Origin of the sequence: Okeania sp. SIO3I5, from assembly GCF_010672085.1 — a bacterium.
Lineage (GTDB): Bacteria > Cyanobacteriota > Cyanobacteriia > Cyanobacteriales > Microcoleaceae > Trichodesmium.
Genome location: NZ_JAAHHT010000058.1, coordinates 1 through 24,018, shown reverse-complemented (window position 1 = coordinate 24,018; position 24,018 = coordinate 1). Strand labels below are relative to the sequence as shown.

The window sequence follows — 24,018 nt, the reverse complement described above, 5'->3', positions numbered from 1 at the left end:
CGTTTGAAGCGGAATTAATGGAAACGTGATTTGCAGTTTTGACAGTCCCATTACTGACTACTCTAGTGCTTCGTCTGAAGCGGAATTAATGGAAACTTCTTCCGTTGAGAAACAAGAAAACCTCCTCTAAACTTGAGGAGGTTTTTTTTGCCTAAATTGTTCTAGAAAACCCTATTTATATAGCACTAAGCAAATAGGTTAAGACATTTCTAAATGCTCAAATACTCAACAAGTTGGTGAAGAAATTGGAAAAGAGCAAACCAAGCAATTTAAGCTACTGAAAAATCAGTTAAATGCCTACTTTTTGGACGAATAAATCCCAAAACAATATCTTCTTGAGGAATCTCCAATTCTAAAAATTCTAAAGCAATTCCCCCTTCAGTTCCATCTGATTCTATCCAGATTTTTTCTCCTACAATTCGTAGATGCAAAACAACTAAATTAGTTGGTTTTTTCTCCAACACGAGTCCAAGTAGGATAAGCAAACTGATACGCCTTAATATTGACAAAACCTGCTGCTTGCAGTAACTTATCAGGGTCAACCTTTAGCCATTGCTCTTTATAGGGTTCAAAAAAGCCTCTGTATGAGTGCAAGTCGCCTGGGAGCGTATCTGTTACAACTAACCGACCACCTGGAGAAAGAATTCGCCAGCATTCTGCGAGGATAATTTGCTTAATTTCATCAGGACATTCATGGAGAAGATAAGTCATATTGAGGGCGTCAACTGAATTATCTGGCAATTCGGTTTTTTCCACTAAACCGTGTTTCCAATGTAGATTTGGAATATCCTTGTGGTAAAGACGACCAACTACAATCATAAACGGAGAAGCATCCCATGCCGTTACTGTAGCAGAAGGGAAATAACGAGCAATAGCTGCTGCATCATCTCCAATACCTGCTCCCAAGTCTAAAATGTGGCGAGCATCTTGAGGAAATAATTGGGCGATTTCGTCTCTGACTCCCAATGATTTCTGTGGATGAGCATTTTCTAAAACCGCTTCCATTGCTACTCGATTACCAACTGCAGCAGTTTCCGACAACCATCCTCCCAGAACACTATGAAAAGGTTGGAGGTAGTATTGAGGATATTGAATTGGTTGAAAAGTAGATAATTCTGATTCCCAATCAATCTCGCCTAAATTTGGTGCTTCCTGAAACTGCATCCTTGTTATGACTCGCATCATCCCATCTTTAGGCGCGGAAGAATATAATTCAGTTTGAATCTGTTTTCTCTGTGTGTCAAAATCTAGATTTTTCCAAGCAGGATCAGGTTGTGATGCTAAATTGCTGAGAATTTGATCGATGGTAGTTGCTGCAATTTCCATAATTTTTTTTCTTTTTAAAAGTTTTTGAGCTGAACTTTCTTTTTTGTAGAAACGTTCCTATGATATTTTGTAAGTAGTCGAGTAGGGTGCATTAGGCACACACTACAAAACGATTGAACTGTCAAATATTACTACGTTGTGTCGCAGGGTACCGTTGAGTTGTAGCAGACCAACATATCTAAAATGGTGCGTTAGGAAGGATTCCTAAATATCTTTCACGGCCTAAAATTTAGCCATCTAACGCACCCGATAAGTTTTGCCATAATTATCAGCTCAAGTCATTTCAGTTAACTGATAACTGATGACTGATAACTGATAACTGTATTTAGCGTTTCACCAATTTCTTACTCAGTTTCCGCAACCGCACCGACTCCGGCGTAATTTCTACCAATTCATCGGGTCCGATATATTCTAACGCCCGCTCCAAACTCATATCCACAGGCGCTTGCAACTGCACCAGTTCATCCCCAGTTGCAGAACGATGGTTAGTCAACTGCTTACTTTTGCAAACATTCAAATCCAAATCTTGAGGACGGTTATGCTCTCCCACAATCATACCCTTATACACTTTTGTACCAGGCGTAATAAAGAACACCCCACGATCTTCAGCATTTTTCAAAGCATAAAAAGTCGCCACACCTTCCTCAAATACAATAATGACTCCATTGCGTCGAGCTTCAATTTCACCAACCAACGGACGATAATCTAAGAAACTGTGGTTCATAATACCTTCCCCACGAGTAAGACGCATAAACTCACCCCGGAAACCAATCAAACCACGAGCAGGAACAGAAAAATCTAACTGAGTCCGACCATTTGTACCCACCTGCATATTCTGCATTTCGCCTTTGCGCTGACCTAGTCTTTCGATGCAACCACCGACTGCATCTTCAGGAACATCCATCACCAATAATTCAAAAGGTTCGCATGGTTGACCATTTACTTCCCGGTAAATAACTTGAGGTTGCGCCACCTGAAACTCATAACCTTCACGACGCATAGTTTCAATCAGAATACCCAAGTGCAGTTCCCCACGACCAGAAACAGAAAATTTCTCTGGAGAGTCAGTTTCTTCTACTCGTAATGCAACATTAGTTTCTAACTCTCGCATCAAGCGATCGCGCACTTGTCGAGAAGTTACAAATTTTCCTTCCTTACCTGCAAAAGGAGAATCATTTACAGAGAAAGTCATTTGTAGAGTAGGTTCATCTACCTTAATCAGAGGTAAAGCTTGAGGTTCATTAGGACAAGTAATAGTTTCACCAATATTAGCATCACTAAAACCAGCAACTGCCACAATATTACCAGCAGTAGCTTCTGCCACTTCAATGCGCGCCAAACCTTCAAACCCCATTAACTTTGAGATTTTGGATTTGACAATTGTGCCATCTTCTTTGACAATAGCAGCTTGTTGCCCACCTCTAATCGTGCCATTGTGGATACGACCTACTACTATTCTGCCTAAATATTCTGAATAGTCGAGAGTAGTAACTTGTAACTGTAGAGGTTTTTCAGGGTCTCCCACTGGAGGAGGAACATGGTCTAAAATAGAATCGAATAAACACTGCATATCTTGGGACTCTGTTTCCAGGTCTTTTTTGGCGTAACCTGCCAAACCAGAGGCAAATAGATAAGGAAAATCACATTGGTCATCATCTGCACCCAGTTCGAGAAATAGGTCAAGAACTTTATCAACAGCAGTGTGGGGATTCGCTCGGGGACGGTCGATTTTGTTAACGATAACAATGGGCCGTAAACCTTTTTCGAGGGCTTTTTTGAGGACAAAGCGAGTTTGAGGCATTGGGCCTTCATTGGCATCCACAATTAGTAAACAACCGTCCACCATCCCCAGGACTCGTTCTACTTCTCCACCAAAGTCAGCGTGACCGGGAGTATCAACGATATTTATCAGAGTATCTTTATATTTGACGGCGGTATTTTTAGATAGGATTGTAATTCCACGTTCCCGTTCTAGGTCGTTGGAGTCCATGACACAATCAGGAACTTCTTCACCTTCCCGGAAGATACCTGACTGTTTAAGGAGCGAGTCAACTAGGGTAGTTTTGCCGTGGTCAACGTGGGCGATGATGGCTACGTTGCGAATAGGAAGAGACATAAGAAGTTTCTATTACAGATATTAGTGTTAAGTTTCTTTAACTATTGTAGTTGATGAAAGGACTAATATTTGCAAGTCAAAAGTCAAAATAAAAAAGTCAATAGCTCAACAAGCAAGTGAGTTTATTGCTCTGATTTTTGTTTTTCAGGAAATGCTCTAAGTTACAGCGCTTTTCAAATTGATCAACCACAGTAGGGGCAAATGGTATTTGCCCTGACAGGGTTTTAGTTATGACAATGTGGTTCACTCGTCTGAAAAGCGCTGTAAAGTAAAGCTAGTAGTTGGACTTTAGCCCAAAGTTGAAAGATAGCAATCTGTGTATAGGTTGTCACAACCTAAATCAAAAACTAGAAATAAGCTCTGAAACTCTTACCCATTGCCTAATTCTCAAAATGTATGTTAATTTTCTACTTATTCCTAATTCCCTATTTTCTCAGGACTATAGTTTTTCTTAGAACTTTGTACTGTCCAGGTAATTATTAATTGTTAATTATTAATTATTAATTATTAAATATGTCTTTACCATCCTCATTAGAACGTATTGTAAAAAAATTTCAAAGGGCATCTTCTAATAAGTTACGCTACGAACAATTACTTTGGTATGCCAAAAAGTTACCTGATTTGCCTGAAGCTGAAAAGATACCAGAAAATAAGGTTTATGGTTGTCAATCTCAGGTATATGTTACTGCTAATTTAGATGATGGAAAAGTTTTTTATCAGGGGGATTCTGATGCTCAGTTAGTTAAGGGATTAGTGGCTTTCTTAATTGAGGGTTTGAATGGATTAACACCTGAAGAAATTGCTGAAATAACTCCAGATTTTATTCAAGAAACAGGTTTAAAAGCCAGCTTGACTCCTTCTCGTGCTAATGGTTTTTACAATATTTTTCAACTGATGAAAACTAAAGCTAATTTTTAAGCAATTAATAATTAACAATTAATAACTAATAATTAGTTATTTGGTAATAATTCAGCTTGTTTCATGGATTTTAGCTGAATTAGCATAATAAGGAATAATTGCGTTATTTCTAGGAAAGTTTTTATAGATAAAATAAATTACAAAAGGAGCAGATACAGCTATCAGAAAAATTCTTTGACTTAATAAACCTTGGATATAATTTTGGTAAACTTCAACAGAAACAAACGCATTTCTTTCTGTTTCTGGTGTGAAGAAAAAATCTATACCATTGAAAATTGCAACCAGAGTGTTATAAAAGAAATGAGAAATGATTGGTGAAATCAAATTGTTATTTTTAAAGTATAAAATTGAGTAAATTAAACCGCTGACAAATAAAGGGATAATATCGTATCTAAAATGATAGAGGGCAAAGAATAAAGATGAGGCTATAACCCCTGTTTTTATCCCCCACTTCAAAACCCATTTCTGCATAACTACTCCGCGAAAAAAAAATTCTTCTATCAAAGGAGCAAAGAACATAGCTAAAAAACACCATAATACCATTTCTAAAAGATTCGTATAACTTCTATCATTTATGAAATATTCTACATATTTTGGAAAGATAAATGATAACTGATATAACATTAAAGAACTTAAACTTATATTAAAAGCAAAACGCATAACAGTTATAACTAAAGTTGACTTTAAGTTGATAGGGTTATTATGCCCAATAATTTGATTAATATCAAATTTCAACTCTTTCATTTTTGCCAACAAAGCAATTGCATAAACGAGCCATAAAATAATATTAATAGACTGTTTTACAAGGGTAGATTCTGTTAAATATTTGGATAAAAAGAAAGTTAAAGGAGATATTAATAAAGGAATCCCTATAAATACAGACAAAGATATTTCGGGAATATTAACTTCCTCAAAAGACGTATTTTCTGAGTTGTCAGATTCAACATAAATTTTGTCTCTCTTAGAAGGGAGAAAAAAGAAAATCGGCAAAATTAACAAGCTGAATATTCCTAACCATCCCCACTTAGAAGAATATCCTTTGCTTTTTACATAAAGAAAGCATCCTTTTACAAAAATTACATACCCGACTAGAAATGAAATCAATATGAATAAAGCTAAGGCTAAATTATCATCGCTCTTAGAATTTTCATAACCCGGATATAGAAGTCCCACGCTTATCAAAGGAATTAGTTTTAAGCTAAGTCCTAATAAAATTTTATCTAGAGCTTTTTCTTTCAAGCTTTTCATATTATAAATCTCACAAATAAAGTAAATTGGTTGGAGAGTTATTCCTGTTTATTAATAAAAATATTAATCTTACTTCAGCTAATAGCTGAATGTTTAAAGCTATATAGCACTACGCATTAAGGTTAGGACATTTCTAAATCCTGTTTGCGCAGCATGACCTAGGAAAAGCCTTTGAAAGTCTACTGTTCCCTCTCTTGGTCAGCATTCCCTCTCTTGGTCAGCATTCCCTCTCTTGGTCAGCATTCCCTTGCGCCTATCGGCGGCAGGGGGTCTGACCGCTTGCGCCTGTCGGCGACGCGGGGTCGCACCGCTGTTCCCAGTTAAGTGTTCCCTATTAACGCTTCGCGTAGCGCTATAGTATGATTTTCTGAACCGGAATATAAAAATATTGACTTTTGTCTATACTTATGCTATACAAGAGAATCTCAGATTATGGGTTGTTTTTTATGGCCACAACTATAGTCCTACCCAATTTATATTGGGATATCTATAAAAAATGCTAAAACTCAGTCAAGGATTACTTCTGCCTTCTGCCTTCTGCCTTCTGCCTTCTGCCTTCTGCCTTAATTTAGTCTTTTTTTAAAAAAACCTAGACAATTCTATTTGAACGAGTTTAGAATAAGGTAGTTTGATTTAATTATCAAATCAGTTTTCAAAAAAAAGTTATATTATATATTATTATAATAGATGATTGGCGGAGGAAACATTAAAAGTATGGACATGGAAGCCCTGAGAGAACGTGCGGGACTGACCCGTGCCGAGGTAGCAGATAGGTTAGGCATCAGCGAAACCAGTGTTCGTAACTGGGAGACAGGGCGTACAGAACCAACAATGACTCCCCAAAAGTTCCTGGAAATTCTGGATATTCTAAAATGCACTCCAGAAGAATTAGCTGTAGCTAGTGATAAATCTATCAGTCAACGTCACAAACGTAAACCAGGTAGACCAAGAAAAGTTACGGATAACAATAATGGACTAAATGAGGTAGAAACCACAGAATCGGCAACTGGCCATTAAAGATTTGCCGACCAATATAGCGCTCTGCGCAAGTCATATAGGGGAGTCGTTGGATTGGCCACGTACAGTCAGAAGTTAGAAGTAGTCTCTGAATGAGTTTCAAAATTTAACAATGTTAGCTGCTATGCTTCAAGTAGCCATAACATGGGCAAGGCAAACTTTACTCTTGATAGCGACATATCTGAGCACCTTAAATTCTTACTTTTAACTTTTGACTTTCTTGAACAATTCGACCTGAAAAATTATAACTTTTGACTTTTGACTTTTGACTTTTGACTTTCTGGAGAGGAGTTTTAGGTGAAAATTTTGAATAAGCTGGGTCTATTTAAAAAAACACGAGACGAGGCAAAATTGCCAGTAGATGATATTCCTGAAGCTGTAAGAGACGAATACGAAGGTGCTAAACAGCAACCTGTTCAGGTTCAGAAAAAATGGCAGGTTTGGCAATTATTAATGATAGGGGCGATCGCTCTAATAATTAGTATTGGTTTGCACCTCCAATTTAATCAAACTCCAGACAATTTTTTTGTCAAGCAAATGAAACAAAATATTGGGACAAAAGTAGTCGAACCATCTCCAACTCCTATAGAAATACCTATATCTTCTCCATCTCCAACTCCTTCTATTCAGCAAAAAGAAAATATACTCGGACATTTGCCCTACGAAGAAGCATCTTGGCAAGAATTGAAGCCAGTTTTTGGCAACCAAAATGTCAGACTACGCTCAAGTGCAGCAGAAAAATTTAATGCTCTGGCAGATGCAGCTTGGTCTGCAAATATTGATTTGGTTCCTCTTTCGGGGTTTAGAACTTTAGCAGATCAAGAGTATTTATTTTTTGAGGTAAAAGCAGAACGGGGACAGGTGACATCTCAAAGAGCTGAGGTTAGTGCGCCTCCCGGTTACAGCGAACATCATACAGGTTACGCTATTGATATTGGCGATGCTAGCTCCCCAGGAAGTTACCTCAAAGTTAGTTTTGAAAATACTAGAGCTTTCGAGTGGTTACAAGAAAATGCTGGTAATTATGGTTTTGAGTTATCGTTTCCTAGAGATAATCCTCAAGGTATTAGTTATGAACCTTGGCATTGGAGGTTTGTAGGAGATAGTCATAGTTCAGAGACTTTTGAGCAAGCGAGGTCACTTGAGGAATAGAGGGAATAGGGAGTGTGGGAAGTGTGGGGAGTGTGGGAAGGTTGAAGTATAGTATAGAGTTATAAAGATATATTAGACATATCAGATACCTCAGAATAATAAAAAATCAAATCAATTATTGTAAAGAAATAATCAATAGACATCTCCAAAAATCAAAAATCAAATCAATTATCAAGTATAAACCCTCAATTCTTTCCCCCTACTCTGTACGGACGTTTAGCTAAAGCACAACTTTCCTAGGTCATGCTACCGCAAACGTTAACGCGGAGCGACATGTTTGCGCAGCATTCCCTATAAGAAAACGCATTTTTGTTATGCAACGTCCCTACCTACTCATTACTCATTACTCATTACTCATTACCCATTACTCATTACCCATTACTCATTACTCATTACTCATTACCCATTACTCATTACCCATTACTCATTACTCATTACCCATTACTCATTACTCATTACCCATTACTCATTACTCATTACTCATTACTCATTACTCATTACTCATTACCCATTACCCATTACCCATTACTCATTACCCATTACTCATTACCCATTACTCATTACTCATTACTCATTACCCATTACTCCCTCTTTTCTGGAGATGTCTAATTATTTCTCTTTATCCCCTATTCCCTATTCCCTATTCCCTATTCCCTAATTATGAAACAAACTTCACTTAATATTATTGCTATTGGTATTTTTGTGATTACCATGTCTAGTTTACTTGGACCGATATTTAATCTGTCTCCAGTCATACCAGCGATCGCTACTTTTTCTGTGCTGGTATTAGCAACTATAGATACTCTGGGATGGCAGGGTCAAGGAGGTATGATTATTGTAGATTTAGTGGAAGGAGCATCTTCAGAAAGACGCGATCGAATTATTCGTCACGAAGCTGGACATTTTTTGGTAGCTTATTTATTGGAAATTCCTATTAGTGGGTATGCTCTGAGTGCATGGGAAGCATTTCGGCAAGGTCAGTCAGCTCAAGGGGGAGTTAGGTTTGATGACCAAAAATTAGCAGCTCAGTTACAAAAAGGCATAATTTCTGACCAAATTGTAGACCGATATTGTATTGTCTGGATGGCGGGTATCGCTGCAGAGGATTTAGTTTATGGTAATGCTGAGGGTGGAGCAGAAGATCGGGCGAAGATTACAGCAATTTTGAGACAATTAAAACGTCCTGGGGAGTCTAAACTCAAACAAAGTTGGGCATCTTTGCAAGCTCGTAGTTTGCTAGAAAATCATCAGTCTGCTTATGAAGCGTTAGTGAAGGCAATGACAGAAAGAGCGTCTGTTTCTGATTGTTATCAAACAATTAAGCAGCATCTTTCCGTTGGTTAGAATTAATCAGGACTTATGCATAACCACTACATCTTGTAGGGGTGATTCGCGAATCACCCCTACAGATAGGGTATAATATCATGTCAGGATAATTAGGGTTTGCTGAAAAAGTCTTATGGGTTCGGGTAGGAGTCAGGAGACAGGAGACAGGAAACAGGAGGAGTAAGGAATTTAGAGAAGGCAGGAGGAAGAATTATCCCTTGGTTTTTCTGCCTCGCGTCAACCCTTTCATTCTAACTTTATGCAGCTCTTGCGTAGCAAAAATCTTGTACTTTTTCAAGACCTAAAACCGCCGTTACCTTTATCTGTCAATACTTTTAGATTTAATCAGCAAGCCCTAATTAGTGATCAAAAAACTTTCTTCTTCTTCTCCTCTTCCTTATTCTTTACTTGTTTCTTTCCTCCTGACTCCTGACTCCTGACTCCTGACTCCTGAATTCAGAATTCTGAGTCCTGACTCCTGACTCCTGAATTCAGAATTCTGAGTCCTAAAAAATCCTATAAATTTATCTCTTGACTTAACTCTTCTTGAACTTTTTCCCATTCACTTTCACTTTTTGAGAAAATTTCCGTAGCTTTTTCTAAATTAAAATCTGCTCCAGACTCGATCGCAGAACGAGCCATAGATTCTAACTCTTTACATAGTTCAGAAAAATTAATTGCCCCTAATAAAGCACTACTAGACTTGAGTGTATGAGAAGCTCCTTTTAATGCACTAAGATCGCGTTTTTTGATAGATTTCCTAATCGTACTTATATGTTTATCCCCATCAGCAAGATAGTCTTGTATCAAAATAGCCAGGGTATCTGGTTCATCATCATAAAGATTGCGAAAGTCTTCTATAATTTTAGGATCGAGGGCAGGTTGTCGATCGCCTTTTGATTCTAAGATACCTTCTAATAAGTCTAAATCTAACGCTGTAGTTTCTTTAGTTGCTGGTACATCCTCTCTATCTAAATCAATAGAATCATCAAATTTTGCTAATTCCTGTAAACCTTTTTTCGTATTGTTGGGCACAAGAATAGGCGATGTACTTTTGAGTGAGATTGTTTCTTCTAACTGAGAAGTTGACTCTACCTTGCCGTTGGTAAAATTCGACTTCTGAGTAACTGGTTGCTTGGGAGAGTTGATTTTTACCAATGTTGACTCTCTAACAGGTAAATCACTACTGACTATATTTTCTGAATCAGTTTGGGATTGTGATTTTTTGTTTTTTCTTGGCTTAAATTTGTTTAAAGCTTCTGCTAATTTTTCACGATGAATTGGTTTAGTCACATAATCATTCATACCAACATTTAGACACTTCTCGCGATCGCCCTCCATCGCATTAGCTGTCATCGCAATAATCCAAGGGCGTTTTTCTTCTGGGTATTTTTGACATATCTGACGGGTTGCTTCTATCCCATCCATATTTGGCATCTGTACATCCATTAATACTATATCGTAGGGGACTCGTTTCAGAGCATCTAAAACTTCCATTCCGTTGGCAGCTAAATCTGCACGATAACCAATTCTTTCTAATAAATGTTTTGCGACTTTCTGATTAACTACGTTATCTTCTGCTAACAATATGCGAACATTAGAGCGAACGCTACTTTTTTCACTCAGATCTTGAAAATATTTCACGCCTAAACTAGGAGTTTTGGCGTTAAGATATCCTTCTCCTGTAGTTCCAAATACTTGCAGTAAAACATTATAAAATTGAGACTGTTTTATTGGTTTATTCAAAAATCCAGCTAGACTAACTTGTTCTTCCTGAAGTTCTCGTAAAATTTCTGCTTTGCCAATATAAGTAAACATTATTAGCGGTAAAGATAACTCCGAATTATTATTTTGTTCTAAGTTTTGTTTAGCTTCCAATTTGCGAATCCTTCTAGCTAATGTCAATCCATCCATATCTAAAAGATTCATGGCGATAATTCCAATATCAAAAACTCTTTTCTGTTCCAACCAGCTTAAAGCTTTAGCAGCAGAATCAGCGATTACAGGTATCATTTCCCATGATTTAACCTGTTGTTTAATTACCTCTTGATTAATAGGATGACTTTCTACAAATAATATTTTCTTGCCTTTTAAGAAACTATCAATTTTTTCGGGATAAGGCATTTTAATTGCCTTAGCTTGAATAGTAAAATAAAAGGTTGAACCTCTACTACCTGCTTCTGGTTTTACAAAGTAATCCGGTGGATTTCCGGCAATATTTACTATAGATTCATCAGGATCAATCTGCTCAATATTTATTCGATCTTTTTTGTTATTAATGCTGCCATTATTATCAATATTTAAGAAGGATTTTTGTTGTTTTTCTTCTGTCAAATTATTGATTTCTACTGACTGAGAAACCACCCACATTTGACCATCCATCATTTCACTCAATCTTTTACTAATGGCTAATCCTAAACCTGTACCACCATATTGTCTATTTGTAGAAGCATCCACTTGAGAAAAAGCTTTAAATAAGCGATCCATTCGGTCTGGAGGAATACCAATACCTGTATCCTTAACAGCAAATTGTATTTCATAACTACTTGTGATTTTAACCGGAGTTTTAAAATTAGATATTTCTTCGTAATTGATTTCTTCTAAGAGAATATCTTCTTGATTATTTTCACCAATTTTTATAGCACTAACAGAGACAACTACTTCTCCTGTTTCTGTGAATTTAACAGCATTTCCCAATAAGTTTACCAATAGTTGACGCAGCCTTGTCACATCTCCCACAATCATTCCTGGCACTGAATCATCAATTAAACAAGCTAGTTCTAAATTTTTATGTGCTGCCTTCGGTGCCAATAATTCTAGCGCCTCTTCAACACAGCTTCTAATATCCAAAGGACTGTGTTCTAATTCCAGTTTTCCAGATTCAATTTTAGTAAAGTCAAGAATATCATTAATAATAGTTAGCAGTGCATCTCCACTGGTGCGAATAGTCTCCACAAAATCTCGTTGTTCGGGAGTTAATTCCATATCTAATAATAAACCTGTCATTCCAATTACACCATTCATTGGGGTGCGAATTTCGTGACTCATCATTGCTAAAAAATCGCTTTTGGCACGGTTTGCTACTTCTGCTGCTTCTCGTGCTTGTTCCAGAGCTTTATTTTGAGTTTCTAATTCTTGTTTATGAATAACTTCTGACTCTAATATTTGTGCCTGAGCTAATGTTAATCCTACCTGAGATGCCACCTCTTCTAATAAGTCTATTTCATCCTGTTTCCACTGACGCATATAATCACATTGATGTAAATTAATAATGCCATTTGGTTGTCCTTGATAGGAAGTACGAACTGCCAACATTGACCTAACTTTTAGCCTCCGGTACATCGGTTCTGCTGATTTTAATAGAGGATCTGAAAATACATCTGGAGAAGCGATCGCTTTGTCTTCTGCTAATAATTTTTCTGTATAAGAATTGTAAGTAACAGAAATTTCTAAATCTAATGTTGATTCATAATTTGCTTCCAAATATTCAGCAACACAAGGTAGGTGTGGATAGGGTTCAGTCACATAGCTATGAATTGAACAACGGTTAACCCCAAATAGTTGTCCAATTTGGGTTGCAGTAGTCTGAACAATTTCTTTAGTATCTAACTTAGAACGAATTTCTTGGGTAATTTGTTTGAGTAATAAAAAGTGCTGATATTTTGTTTGTAAAGCTTCTATCTCATCTTGTCGCAACAATTCACCGCCAATATAAGTTGCCATTAATTTTAAAACTTCTATATCTGTTACACTCCATTTATCCTTCGGAAGACGACTGGTAAAACTGAGGGTACCATAAACTCTTCCTGAGACCAAAATTTGCGTGCCAATATAAGATGCGACACGACGCACCATATATGCTGGATGATGTCGCCACTGGGAATCTTTAGCTGATTCGATCGCGAGGGGTTCATTGTATCGTAACACTTCCCTGTCAAATGTTTGTTCTAGGGTAAAAGCGTCTCCTTTTGCTATTCCAAATAGGAAGTCTTCTGGTAGGTGAGCGGCAATAACTTCATAACGTTCTCCTAAAACTTGCCCTAATAAACCTATATCCATGCCAAAACGATGGCATCCCATTTCAAGTAATGCGACTATTCTACTTTCAAAGGAGTTATCTGCACTTGCCGTGACTTCATACAATTCTCTGATTGCTTTTTCACTTGTTTGTAAGTCTTTTTGGGTAGCAATCTTCGTGGAAATATCACTAAGGGTGCTGATCATACCAGTAATATTGTTTTCGCTATCAACCAGCAATGTATTCTTCATTTCCACTGAACAAGAGCTTCCTTTTTTGGTTAACAACCTTAATTGATAGCAACCTGCAACTAATTTGTTATTAATAACAGCTAATTCTGTATTTTCTGGATTATTTTCTGTTGTAGAATTTAACTTATTTATATCTTCTATATGAATATAGTCTAAAAAATTTTTACCCAAGCTATTTTTAGCTGTAAATCCTGTAATTTTTTCCCATGTATCATTTAAAAAAATCAAGTTGCCTTGAGCATCAGTTTGCCAGACTATTTCCTGAAAATTATTAATGATGTAGCTATAGTGTTCTACTTGATACTGTTGTTGTGTTTCTTTTTCTTTTATATGACTAATATCAACAAAAGTTCCCACCATTCTCACTGGCGTTTCTGATTCCCATAAAGCTTTTCCCCTGTCAAGAATCCATATAAAACGATCGTCTTTGCATTTAATTCGATATTCTATTCGATAACTAGGATTTTTTTTAGCTAAATGTTCTTGAATAGCAGCACTAACTTTATCTATATCTTCTGGATGAATTCGCTTTAACCATTCATCAATTTTATGGAAAATTTCATCCTCTGTGTAACCTAACATTTTTTTCCACTGAGGAGAGTAGAAAATTTCATTAGTTCGGATGTTCCAATCCCAAATTCCATCTTGACTTCCTTCAATAGCTAGGGCTGCAATTTCTTGTGCTTTTAAGTGATTTTGTTCTAAATTTTTCCGTTCAATGGCAGATTGCTTAAGTTTTTCATCAGCTTGATGCAATCTAATAGATGTTTGTTCTATATAATTATGAAAGCGAATTAATGATTGATATAATGATTTGCTTGTAAATATTTGTTGAATAATTTTTGTCGGAGTAATAAGATGACTTATTTTGCCTGTAGAAACTTGTACAATTAGAGGCAGTAGGTAATAATTTTTTTTCATTAAACCTAAAGCCACTTCTAGACTTGCCTGGGAGCGTATTAGGACTGGTAAATTGTTACAAACTATCTCCGCTTTAGTTCTATTAAAATCTATTTTTAATGCTTGTAGTTGTACTATATCTCTACTACTAATTGTACCGATTATTTTAGTGAATTTTTGAGGTTGTGAATTGTGTTTTTTGGGGTTACTATCAGTCTGATTTTTAGATTTGGTTTCCTTTGTTTCAATAATCAGAATATAACTGACATTATGGCTAAACATCAGTTGAGTAATTTGCCTAATTGATAAACACAATGAAGCTTGAATAACTTGAGATTTATGGATTTTTTCTAACTGATTAATTTGAATTAAATTGGTTGGTAATTTTAAGGATGAGTCAAAGGTTATTTTTGGAGGTAATTGTGAATTATTCTGATTTTTTGGTACATTATCCTTAGCTTCTAAATCTTTATTTGATATTTTTTTTTGGCTTTTTGTTTTTGATTTTTTATTTTCACTATTTATCTGACGCTGATTGAAAATAAAACTGCCCCCAGTAATTAGGCCAATAAGTTCTTCTGAGTCATCAACAATTGGTAGATGGTTGATTTGATGTTTTTCTAGTAGTGCAAAGAAAGCAAAAATATCTGGAATTTCCGATAGTCGGGCTGTTATTATAGATCTAATCATAATTTGAGCAATCGGAAATCCACTGAGAGGAGCGCCGATAGAGGCTAACTGTACTAAATCTCGCTCAGTAAATATACCAATGATTGGCCCTAAAGATTGTAACCTTGTATCTAGAGAATTGGAATTCTTACTTGAGTCAGGGGATTCAGGAGTGCGATCGCCTGGTTCCGCTCTTGTTATAGCACCAGTAGGAGATAGTTTTTCTATGATTAGCGCACAACTTGAACCTGTACTACTCATGGAAACAATTACATCCTCTACAGGAGTTTCTGGTGTAGCAGTAAGGGGATGATAATCAATGGCCTGACTTATGGAGGGAATAAACATCTTGCAGTTACTCTGATGGTGTTTGCTAAAAATTGTAAATGTGGGTTTTTGTCCCGAATCATGGAATTTTGGAGGTTTCCTTTAGTGAGTAGCGATCGACTTTTCAGTCATATAGCAGTCGTCAGAGCAGTTAGGACATTCTCGCGCTTCTCAAATTTAGTCACCCTAAGAATTTAACTTCTGAGTTCTGACTTCTAAATTCAGAATTCTAAATTCAGAATTCTGAATTCTAAATCTCGCGCCTCTCAAATTTAGTCACCCTCAGAATTTAACTTCAGAATTCTGAGTTCTAAATCTCGCACCTCTCAAATTTAGTTATCTTAAGAATTTAACTTCTGAGTTCTGACTTCTAAATTCAGAATTCTAAATTCTAAATTCTAAATTCTAAATTCAGAATTCTAAATTTCTTAGCCTCCCTATAGCTGGAGGTACTGATAGCTGGAGGTACTGATAACTGATAACTGATAACTGAAATAACACCCTTAATATTAATAATAGGGGTTTCAAACCAAGTTTATGTAGTCTACACCTGATAATTTCATTCTCTTTTGGACCAGTTATCAAAATGAAGTTCTGAAAATATCCTGAAACTTTATTTATAGCAGTCGAATATTGGGCGCGGACATTTCTAAATCCTGTTTGCGGAGCATTTCCCTATCAGAAAAACCGTTTAATAGTCTCCTGTTCCCTGTTCCCTGTTCCCTGTTCCCTGTTCCCTGTTCCCTAGCGCGTAGCGCTATAAAGATTAATACTAAAAAGAATATGTATAAATCTTAATATTTGCTAACCCTTAAGGATATCATTTACTCTAACTTTTTTCAATATATATTCCTATAATATATATATTAAAATTTGATAGTTCCTCAGAACTTAATAAAAAGTAAATAGACAAATATTAAGCAAAGTAATCAGTTAGAAACTGCTGGAGTGAATATACTGTGACTTTTGAAGAGCTGATTCAGAAAGGAGGCCCTTCTATGTGGCCTCTGTTAGTTTTATCAATTTTGTCCCTAAGTACCATAATCGATCGCCTCTGGTTTTGGACAAATCTATTAATTAAGGAAAAACAAACAGTTGCCAGGGTATTAGAGGCAGCACGCCGTGACTGGAGTATAGCAACAGAAATGGCGAGACGTACCCTGAAACAACCTATTGGTCGTTTTCTCTACGCACCTTTACGGTTACAAAACCCGGAACCGGAAGTGTTTAAATTAGCACTGGAGGCCGCAGCTGATGATGAGTTGGCCTCGATGCGAAAGGGAGATAAATTACTGGAAGGGGTAATTGCTTTAGCTCCCATGTTAGGTTTACTGGGCACTGTTTTGGGTTTGATTGGTTCCCTGGGTTCAATTCGCCTGGGTGACTTGGGTACTTCTTCAACTGCCGGGGTAACAGTAGGTATTGGTGAAGCTTTAATTAGTACAGCTGCCGGTTTAGTAGTAGCTATTTTTAGTCTGGTATTTTATCGATTATTTCAAAGTTTGTTATTTAATCAAATAAAGATTTTTCGGAAAGCTGGTAATGAGTTAGAATTGCTCTACCGACAATATTGGCAACAGGTATTTTTAAATAACTACAATTCACCAGATAAAGATACTTATTTTGCAGCTTCAAGAGTGGAGAATTCTGGGAAGACTCCAGGTACTTTAGAACTAGATAAAAAGCCAACAGATTCTGCACCGGAAACTGATGTTGAACAACCTCCAGATCGGCCTAATAATATGTGATGTGGAGATGCTTAAGGAGGATGGGTGAAAATTACATTTCTATCTTTTGATAACCTAATTTTGCGTGTAGCGCTATGATTTATCGTTATATCTAAACAAAAAAACTATGAAACTTAATCAAGAATTTGCTAGTGAAGAAGTGAGGATTGAATTAATACCTCTAATTGACGTAATTTTTTGTATTCTAACTTTCTTTCTTTTAGCTGCTTTGCAGTTAACCCGTCAGCAAGCAATTAATGTTGATTTACCAAAAGCAAGCACGGGTAAACCTCAATCACAAGATATGTTACTTGTAAGTGTGAATGAGGTGGGAAAAACTTTTATTGAACAACAACCTGTGAATGCTGTGGAACTGGAAAAATTTGTGCGTAGATATAATCAGTTTAATCCCACAGGAGTTGTTGTATTGTATGCTCCTAAAGAAGCAAGATATAATGATGTTGTGCAAGTTTTAGATTTGTTGCGAGCAGTGGGAGGCGATCGCGTAGCTCTAGCAACTTTACCCGGTTCGCCTCAAAGAGGTGCTGGCGGTACTTCTGGGAAGTCGGTTACTCCATCTGAGTCTGAAAAAAAACCGACTCCAGCAAGAACAGTCGATCCTAATCAATATAAATTACCTCCTGCTCCTGAGTCATCTCCAAAATAGGGTTATTTCAGTTATCAGTTATCAGTTATCAGTTATACAATGTCCGGATAATTAGTGATAAAAAAGTCTTTGTTTGTAGTTTTGCTCTCAGTCCGAACTATAGATAGGGTTGAGAGCAAAACTACGAACTTTAATTAATTCAGGACTTAGGCAAAATGTGGAATTATACGCCAGATGTAGGGGCGAATGGCATTCGCCCTTACTAGATATGGCGGTATATGTAGGGGCGAATGGCATTCGCCCTTACTAGATATGGCGGTATATGTAGGGGCGAATGGCATTCGCCCTTACTAGATATGGCGGTTCTGTGTAAGTCCTGTAATTATTACCATTCAACCGGACATGATATTATCAGTTATCAGTTATCAGTTATCAGTTATCAGTTATACCATGTCCGGATAATTAGTGATAAAAACACTTCTTTCTCCTGGTACATTCTTTTCTCCTGTCTCCTGTCTCCTGTCTCCTGACTCCTCCATTTTTATTTATAACTATTCAACCGGACATGATATTACAGCAATTACCGCTACCCGTGAGGTACATTCGTCGCGGGCAAGATGCTCGCACTACAAGAATAAAGATTTTTTTCTGCAAAAAGTCAATAATAAGAAACCGGGTTGGTTTTAGAGATATCACAATACTGATATCTGTTGGCACAAACCCGGTTTTCGATTTCTTTACCTTTTTCTAATCAACTCCTATTAAATTCAAGATAATAATAGGAAAATGTTAATCTACCTCTGTATTATTTTAACTAAAAAAAATTTAAACTTGATTTGAACCTACTTCCAGTAATTTTTCCAATCTTGCCGTTGACCAATATTCCGTAGGGTAGGCGATCGCAAAAATAGACGAAAGTCGAACTAACCATGTCACCTGTTTAAAAGAATCATCCTCTTCATCATATTCATCTGGAGGCACTAAGACCATAATTTCTACAAAATCTTTTGTTAAAGTAATAGGGAAACCATAATAGCTTTCCTCAGCTTCAATACGTACTTTACTACCATTTTCTAATGCTTCTTTTAGTCTTTGGTAGAGAAGATTAGACTTTTTTAATTTGTCTTTTTTGGCCAAAATTATTCTCCCTAAGTCTAATGTTGCAATTTAGCACTTTTCACAGTACATAAGTACAACTGCCCAATTAACTCAGAAGCAGTCCCGACAGTTGCAACTGACCAAAGTTAATTGTATATTCTTTCATTTTAACTCGATCAGGAAGTTTTTTAACGCCTTCATCGCTTAACCACATTATATTGTTAGGAAATCCGTACACGGTTGTGGATTGGTTGAGGTATTCCTCGCGTTAATACTGAAACGTACCTAAATTATTTTTTAGAGTGATAATTAAAGTAATATTTGTATTTGCCCACATTACTTTAATTTTTAGACGATCGACTTATATAATAACATTTAATAATACCTAAGATAACAAGGAAAGACTATGTTCCAAATAATGAACTACTTAATTTATTGGCCGATTTAAAGGTTCTTGGAGAATATGATGACTAAAAATTAGTTTTTTTGGGTGAGTTGTTATTTTGAACATAGAAGTCAGGAGTGGGAAAAGTTTAGGGTGCATCTCATATTTGCCAAAATACTTTTTTCCTATTCCCTATTCTCTGTTCCCTGTTCCCTGTTCCCTGTTCCCTAAAAGCAATAAATTTTTGGCTTTATTCAAAATTGAGATGCACCCAAAGTTTAATGATTTAAGGAGCATAAAATCAAGATGTCAGAAAAGTTTAAGTATGGGTATGCTTTGCTGATAGGTGTAGGAGAATCGGCAATTCCTGGTTTATCTTTAACTGTAACAGTTAAAGATACTGAAGCGATTTATAATGCTTTAATTAATCCTAAATTATGTGCTTATCCTAAAAATCAGGTTCGACTTTTAAATAACCAAGATGCAACTAAAGAAAATATTTTAGATGGATTAAGCTGGTTACAGGAATTTGCAAAAGCTGATAGTGAAGCAACTATATTTATCTATTTTTCAGGACATGGTTGGCTAGATAAAGATGATTATTATTTAGTGCCATACGATGTTAAAGTTTCTGAAGAAAATGTTATCGATCCTAATTCTCTATTATCAGCTCAAAGTTTTAATGAAGCTCTCAGAAAAATTGAGGTAAGTCGTCTATTTGTTGTTATTGATAGCTGTCACGCTGGTGGAATGGCAACCTCTAAGAATGCAGCAGATATGCATAGTGTTGCTCCCTCGAAAGATTTACTTAAGATTTTGGCAACAGGGAAAGGTAGAGTTGTTTTTAGTTCTTGTGAACCGGAACAGAAATCTTATTACTTCAAAGATAAATCCCAGAGTATCTACACTTTTTACTTTTTGGAGGCGTTACAAGGTGCAGATAACAAACAGGGAGATACAGGGGTAAGCATTTCTAACATAATGACTCATTTAACCAAAAATGTCGAGCGAGCTGTTACAAAGGAATGTCAAAAAAAACAAACACCTTATTTTGAAATGGGTGGCAATAATTTTTTCGTTGCTCAACTGAGGGGCGATCGGTATGTACCAATTCCGATTTCTAATCCCTTTGAATTAACAGGCGATCGAGAAATATTTGGTAGAGAGCGAGAAATTAACAGAATTTTTGAGGTACTTAATAGTGGCAGTAGTATTGCTATTATTGGCGAGAGTCGAGTCGGAAAGTCTTCTGTGTTGAAGGCGATCGCTCAAAAAGCAAATCAATATCTCAAGAAACCTCGAAAACCAATATATATGGATTTGCAAAATATTCAGAGTGATGATGATTTTTATGCAGCATTTTGTGAGAAGGTTGGGATTGAAATTTGTCGGGGGTATCAGTTACAAAGGAATATCAAACCATATCGAATTTTGTTGTTGCTTGATGTGGTAGAAAATATGAGTTATGAGTGGTTTACTGATAAACTTCGTAGTCAATTACGAGGATTAGCAAATGATGTCGATCCTCCTTTGCGTTTAGTGGTTGCTGCTTCTAGATCGCTGGATATTTTATTTCCAGATAGTGGGGATAAAACTTCTCCATTTAAAAATATTTGTATTGAAGAATATTTGCAACCCTGGGATGAAAAAACGATTCGTGATTTTATTAGCGATCGCCTCCAAGCTGATTTTTTGGAACCAGAATATCAAGGAATTAAATTTAGTGAGGATGAGATTTTAGAGATTATTAAAACAAGTGATGGTTATCCTGGTAAAGTAAGGTATCAATGTTATGAATTATTTGAGAGTAAAAAATAATAGCATTTCTTTAGCATGACTTACCCAGAGGAAACCCAGAAACCGGGTTTCTGCGAGAAACCGGGTTTCTTTAGTTAAGTTCTGTTTAATATATGAGGTATAATTATAATCAATAAAATATGCAATTTAATTAGCTAATAACTCAAATGACAATATTCCCCCACGACCAATTTGCCAAACAACATTTAGAAGAATTACTATCAAGTATTGGGGAAGTAAAAGCACCCCGTGAAGTTCGAGGAGAAATCAGACAAACAGATGTTTGTTTTTCACCTCAACCACAACTTCAAGGAAATCTAGAAGAATTAGGATTATTAGGTCGCTTGGCTACAACTTCAGCTTTATTTGAACCTTATCGTAATCCTGTAACCCCTGATGAAATTGATAGTTTTCTTGTCAAATTACTGAAATTTAAACGAGAAATTAACCGAAATAACAGTTGTATTTCTCTGGATGACTATCCGAAATTATGGATATTAACTCCGACAGCTTCCCAAAATATATTAAATGGATTTCAAGCTACTTTAAATGAAGAAAACTGGTGTTCGGGAATTTACTTTTTCGGAGAATATTTCCGCACAGCAATAGTAGTGATTCATCAATTACCAAAAACTCCAGAAACCTTATGGCTAAGAATATTAGGAAAGGACAAAGTTCAGACTCAAGCCATTGATGAATTAAAAGCATTACCCGAGGGTAGTCCCCACCGTGAAAATACTTTATTGTTATTAGCAGATTTGCTGAGTAATATAGAAGTAAATCCAGATAAAAGTCCAGAAGATAGGGAGTTAATTATGAGATTATCACCACTTTTTTCCCAACGTTTAGAAGAGGCTACTCAGTCGGGAAGACAAGAAGGTATGCAAGAAGGTATACAACAAGGATATCGACAAATGATCGAAAACTTACTTGTATTTCGCTTTGGAGAATTGGATAGCCAACTAGAGGTAATTATTGAACCTTTACTATCTTTATCTTTACCAGAATTAATGCCCTTACTATTACAATTGTCCCGTGAGGAACTATTAGCTAGATTTGGAGGAGAAAATTGATTAAATTACAGTAATAATGTGGTCAAGAAAGTAGGGAGGTTCCATGGAACGTCCCTACAGAATTATCATTTTTTTTAATGTGGTTCATTCTTACCGAATAATTAATAATTAATAATTAAATAATTCAGGTTAAAAGCCGCCCCTCGACCAAGATAAAATCAATATTTTCCTTTTAGGAAGAGGTAATTATCCATTATCCATTATCCATTATCCATTATGAAGTTGTCTTACGAAACTGACGATATTTTAGCTGAATTTGACTACAATTTCCAAAGAACAAGATTGTCTTTGCCTACTTCAAATCGGCAACTGGAACGTTTGCCAGAATTACGTCAGCGAATTGAGGAAACTTTGCCTTTGGTTAGTTTGAGTAGTGAGGCAGCACGGCGAGAAATTTTAATTGCTCCCGTACTTTTGGAAGTTGCTCGTTACTGTCAATTTCAGCTCAGAATTGAATATCCTTTGAATGTGAATGAACGATTGAAAGGTAGTCTTGATTATCTCCTAAAAAGTAATTCTCAACTGTTAGTAATTGAGGCAAAACATGAGGATATGAGGCGAGGTTTTACCCAGTTAGCTGTGGAATTAATTGCATTATCTGAATGGGAACCGGAACAGGATTTAATTTTTGGTTGTGTGACTATGGGGGAACTTTGGATATTTGGCATTTTGGATAAAAAACAACGTTTAATTCAGCAGAATATTGATTCTTTGAGGGTGCCTGGAGATTTGGAGGTTTTGGTTGATGTGTTGGTGGGGATTTTGGAGAGTTAATCCCCCCAACCCCCCTTGGAAAGGGGGGCTTTTGGAGAGTTAATCCCCCCAACCCCCCTTGGAAAGGGGGGCTTTTGAGTCACTAAATCCTTGGAAAGTAGGGGAGTATAAAAGAGTTTGATTTCCCCAAATCCGAAAAAATAAAATTTCTTTCTCTAACTCCTCCCTTTCCAAGGTCTTCCTCTAACTCCCCCCTTTCAAAGGGGGGCAGGGGGGGATAAAAAAGGGGAGTTTCATAATTTGATTAAATTAAAATAGTATTAGTAAGTTGGGTTAACGTCAGGAAAACCAACAACTTATAAAACAACTTAGATATCCTTTTGGATATGGAAGAGTTTAATCCCCCCAACCCCCCTTGGAAAGGGGGGCTTTTGAGTTCCTAAATCTTCCTTGGAAAGGGGGGCTTTTGAGTTCCTAAATCTTCCTTGGAAAGGGGGGCTTTTGAGTTCCTAAATCTTCCTTGGAAAGGGGGGCTTTTGAGTTCCTAAATCTTCCTTGGAAAGGAAGGTTTTTGAGTCCCTAAATCATGGGAAAGTAGACGCGAAAAAATAAAGTTTCTTCCTCTAACTCCCCCCTTTCAAAGGGGGGCAGGGGGGGATAAAAAACAGCTTAAATATCTAATAGATTCGATAAATAATGATGAATAAAAACAATGATTCTGTTCCCCGTCTCGATCTAGCGCCGCAGTTGCAGCGCCCCCTCTCTCTTTGGAATCCTTTGGATTATTTGCGGTTGTTGTATTGGGTGTTTTATTTCCCCCAGGCGTTGCCGTGGTATGTGGAAAATTACGGGGGAGGAGAAGGTTTGGCGGAACAAACAACCTGGAAAAGCAGGCTAGAATTTCCGCGCGAGCATCCTAACCACTTGAAATTATGCTTTCAGGGATTAATTTTGACTGTTTGCGTTCCCTATTTGTTTTGTGGACTCCTAGAGCAAATAGGTTTTACGATTGATTGGGGAGGCGTAGCGGTCGGCGTGGCGCTCGGCGTTACGGTCGGCGTGGCGCTTGGCGTTACGGTCGGCGTGGCGCTCGGCGTGGCGCTCGGCGTGGCTGTCGGCGTGGCTGTCGGCGTGGCGCTCGGCGTGGCTGTCGGCGTGGCTGTCGGCGTGGCTGTCGGCGTGGCGGTTGGCGTGGCGGTTGGCGTGGCGTTCGGCGTGGCGCTCGGCGTGGCGGTTGGCGTGGCGGTCGGCATGGCGTTCGGCGTGGTGGGAGGCGTGGCGTTCGGTGTGGCGGGAGGTGTGGCGTTCGGCGTGGCGTTCGGCGTGGCGTTCGGTGTGGCGGTCGGCGT

General features: G+C 37.1%; 15 protein-coding genes, 1 pseudogene and 1 CRISPR repeat array (1 of these 17 only partly in view). Of the genes and pseudogenes, 10 read left to right on the top strand and 6 right to left on the bottom strand.

The genetic code is table 11. The features are described from left to right. Window positions 1–96: direct repeats of the CRISPR family, unit length 36 nt; it reaches 2,502 nt to the left of the window's first position. A 173-nt stretch (window positions 97–269) separates the two neighbouring features. The 3 genes from F6K40_RS15410 to typA all read right to left on the bottom strand — a co-directional run bounded on the left by F6K40_RS15410 (window position 270) and on the right by typA (window position 3,442). Beyond that, the gene (locus F6K40_RS15410; RefSeq protein WP_293137302.1) at window positions 270–464 is read right to left on the bottom strand and encodes an element excision factor XisI family protein; all 195 of its coding nucleotides are present in this window, start codon (window positions 462–464) and stop codon (window positions 270–272) included. Then, complete coding sequence (locus F6K40_RS15405; protein WP_293137300.1) at window positions 442–1,326, bottom strand: class I SAM-dependent methyltransferase; 885 nt, start codon at window positions 1,324–1,326, stop codon at window positions 442–444. Before F6K40_RS15405 ends, F6K40_RS15410 begins: the two co-directional genes overlap by 23 nt. 325 nt (window positions 1,327–1,651) lie before the next feature. Continuing rightward, a complete protein-coding gene (gene typA, locus F6K40_RS15400) occupies window positions 1,652–3,442 on the bottom strand; it encodes a translational GTPase TypA (RefSeq protein ID WP_293137298.1) in 1,791 nt (596 codons plus the stop codon). Window positions 3,443–3,955: 513 nt separating this feature from the next. Here typA and F6K40_RS15395 point away from each other — a divergent pair. Then, window positions 3,956–4,360, top strand: a complete 405-nt coding sequence (locus tag F6K40_RS15395) for a SufE family protein (RefSeq protein ID WP_293137296.1) — start codon at window positions 3,956–3,958, stop codon at window positions 4,358–4,360. 51 nt (window positions 4,361–4,411) lie between these two features. Here the strand turns inward: F6K40_RS15395 and F6K40_RS15390 are convergent, their stop codons facing one another. Continuing rightward, window positions 4,412–5,608, bottom strand: coding sequence for a CPBP family intramembrane glutamic endopeptidase (locus F6K40_RS15390; protein WP_293137294.1), 1,197 nt, complete (start codon window positions 5,606–5,608; stop codon window positions 4,412–4,414). Window positions 5,609–6,322: 714 nt separating this feature from the next. Here F6K40_RS15390 and F6K40_RS15385 point away from each other — a divergent pair. The 3 genes from F6K40_RS15385 (at window position 6,323) to F6K40_RS15375 (ending at window position 9,121) form a co-directional block, all read left to right on the top strand. Then, window positions 6,323–6,625, top strand: a complete 303-nt coding sequence (locus tag F6K40_RS15385; protein WP_293137292.1) for a helix-turn-helix domain-containing protein — start codon at window positions 6,323–6,325, stop codon at window positions 6,623–6,625. 297 nt (window positions 6,626–6,922) lie between these two features. Further along, window positions 6,923–7,777, top strand: a complete 855-nt coding sequence (locus tag F6K40_RS15380; protein ID WP_293137290.1) for a M15 family metallopeptidase — start codon at window positions 6,923–6,925, stop codon at window positions 7,775–7,777. 660 nt (window positions 7,778–8,437) lie between these two features. Further along, window positions 8,438–9,121 (top strand): M41 family metallopeptidase, encoded by a 684-nt coding sequence (locus tag F6K40_RS15375; RefSeq protein ID WP_293137288.1) that lies wholly within the window; start codon window positions 8,438–8,440, stop codon window positions 9,119–9,121. A 498-nt stretch (window positions 9,122–9,619) separates the two neighbouring features. On the opposite strand, the gene F6K40_RS15370 is transcribed toward F6K40_RS15375, so the two are convergent. Next, the gene (locus F6K40_RS15370) at window positions 9,620–15,289 is read right to left on the bottom strand and encodes a response regulator (protein ID WP_293137286.1); all 5,670 of its coding nucleotides are present in this window, start codon (window positions 15,287–15,289) and stop codon (window positions 9,620–9,622) included. A 977-nt stretch (window positions 15,290–16,266) separates the two neighbouring features. On the opposite strand from F6K40_RS15370, the gene F6K40_RS15365 reads away from it, so the two are divergent. Further along, window positions 16,267–17,016, top strand: coding sequence for a MotA/TolQ/ExbB proton channel family protein (locus F6K40_RS15365; protein ID WP_375340572.1), 750 nt, complete (start codon window positions 16,267–16,269; stop codon window positions 17,014–17,016). 106 nt (window positions 17,017–17,122) lie between these two features. Next, window positions 17,123–17,662, top strand: coding sequence for an ExbD/TolR family protein (locus F6K40_RS15360; protein ID WP_293137282.1), 540 nt, complete (start codon window positions 17,123–17,125; stop codon window positions 17,660–17,662). Window positions 17,663–18,427: 765 nt separating this feature from the next. Here F6K40_RS15360 and F6K40_RS15355 read toward each other — a convergent pair. Continuing rightward, a complete protein-coding gene (locus F6K40_RS15355) occupies window positions 18,428–18,739 on the bottom strand; it encodes a hypothetical protein (protein ID WP_293137280.1) in 312 nt (103 codons plus the stop codon). 652 nt (window positions 18,740–19,391) lie between these two features. Between F6K40_RS15355 and F6K40_RS15350 the strand changes: the two genes are divergently transcribed. From F6K40_RS15350 to F6K40_RS15335, 4 genes and pseudogenes are all read left to right on the top strand, one after another. After that, on the top strand, window positions 19,392–20,903 hold the full coding sequence (locus F6K40_RS15350; protein ID WP_293137278.1) for a caspase family protein: 1,512 nt from the start codon (window positions 19,392–19,394) through the stop codon (window positions 20,901–20,903). A 146-nt stretch (window positions 20,904–21,049) separates the two neighbouring features. Next, a complete protein-coding gene (locus F6K40_RS15345) occupies window positions 21,050–21,955 on the top strand; it encodes a hypothetical protein (protein ID WP_293137276.1) in 906 nt (301 codons plus the stop codon). 216 nt (window positions 21,956–22,171) lie between these two features. After that, window positions 22,172–22,729 (top strand): hypothetical protein, encoded by a 558-nt coding sequence (locus F6K40_RS15340; protein WP_293137274.1) that lies wholly within the window; start codon window positions 22,172–22,174, stop codon window positions 22,727–22,729. A 636-nt stretch (window positions 22,730–23,365) separates the two neighbouring features. Further along, window positions 23,366–24,018, top strand: a pseudogene (locus F6K40_RS15335) (ATP-binding protein); the annotation flags it as partial.

Coding starts and splice junctions, on each gene's coding strand:
- F6K40_RS15350 (WP_293137278.1), top strand. CDS start 19,392: ATGTCAGAAAAGTTTAAGTATGGGTATGCTTTGCTGATAGGTGTAGGA.
- F6K40_RS15405 (WP_293137300.1), bottom strand. CDS start 1,326: ATGGAAATTGCAGCAACTACCATCGATCAAATTCTCAGCAATTTAGCA.
- F6K40_RS15375 (WP_293137288.1), top strand. CDS start 8,438: ATGAAACAAACTTCACTTAATATTATTGCTATTGGTATTTTTGTGATT.
- F6K40_RS15360 (WP_293137282.1), top strand. CDS start 17,123: ATGAAACTTAATCAAGAATTTGCTAGTGAAGAAGTGAGGATTGAATTA.
- F6K40_RS15345 (WP_293137276.1), top strand. CDS start 21,050: ATGACAATATTCCCCCACGACCAATTTGCCAAACAACATTTAGAAGAA.
- F6K40_RS15370 (WP_293137286.1), bottom strand. CDS start 15,289: ATGTTTATTCCCTCCATAAGTCAGGCCATTGATTATCATCCCCTTACT.
- F6K40_RS15390 (WP_293137294.1), bottom strand. CDS start 5,608: ATGAAAAGCTTGAAAGAAAAAGCTCTAGATAAAATTTTATTAGGACTT.
- F6K40_RS15395 (WP_293137296.1), top strand. CDS start 3,956: ATGTCTTTACCATCCTCATTAGAACGTATTGTAAAAAAATTTCAAAGG.
- F6K40_RS15385 (WP_293137292.1), top strand. CDS start 6,323: ATGGACATGGAAGCCCTGAGAGAACGTGCGGGACTGACCCGTGCCGAG.
- typA (WP_293137298.1), bottom strand. CDS start 3,442: ATGTCTCTTCCTATTCGCAACGTAGCCATCATCGCCCACGTTGACCAC.
- F6K40_RS15340 (WP_293137274.1), top strand. CDS start 22,172: ATGAAGTTGTCTTACGAAACTGACGATATTTTAGCTGAATTTGACTAC.
- F6K40_RS15365 (WP_375340572.1), top strand. CDS start 16,267: ATGTGGCCTCTGTTAGTTTTATCAATTTTGTCCCTAAGTACCATAATC.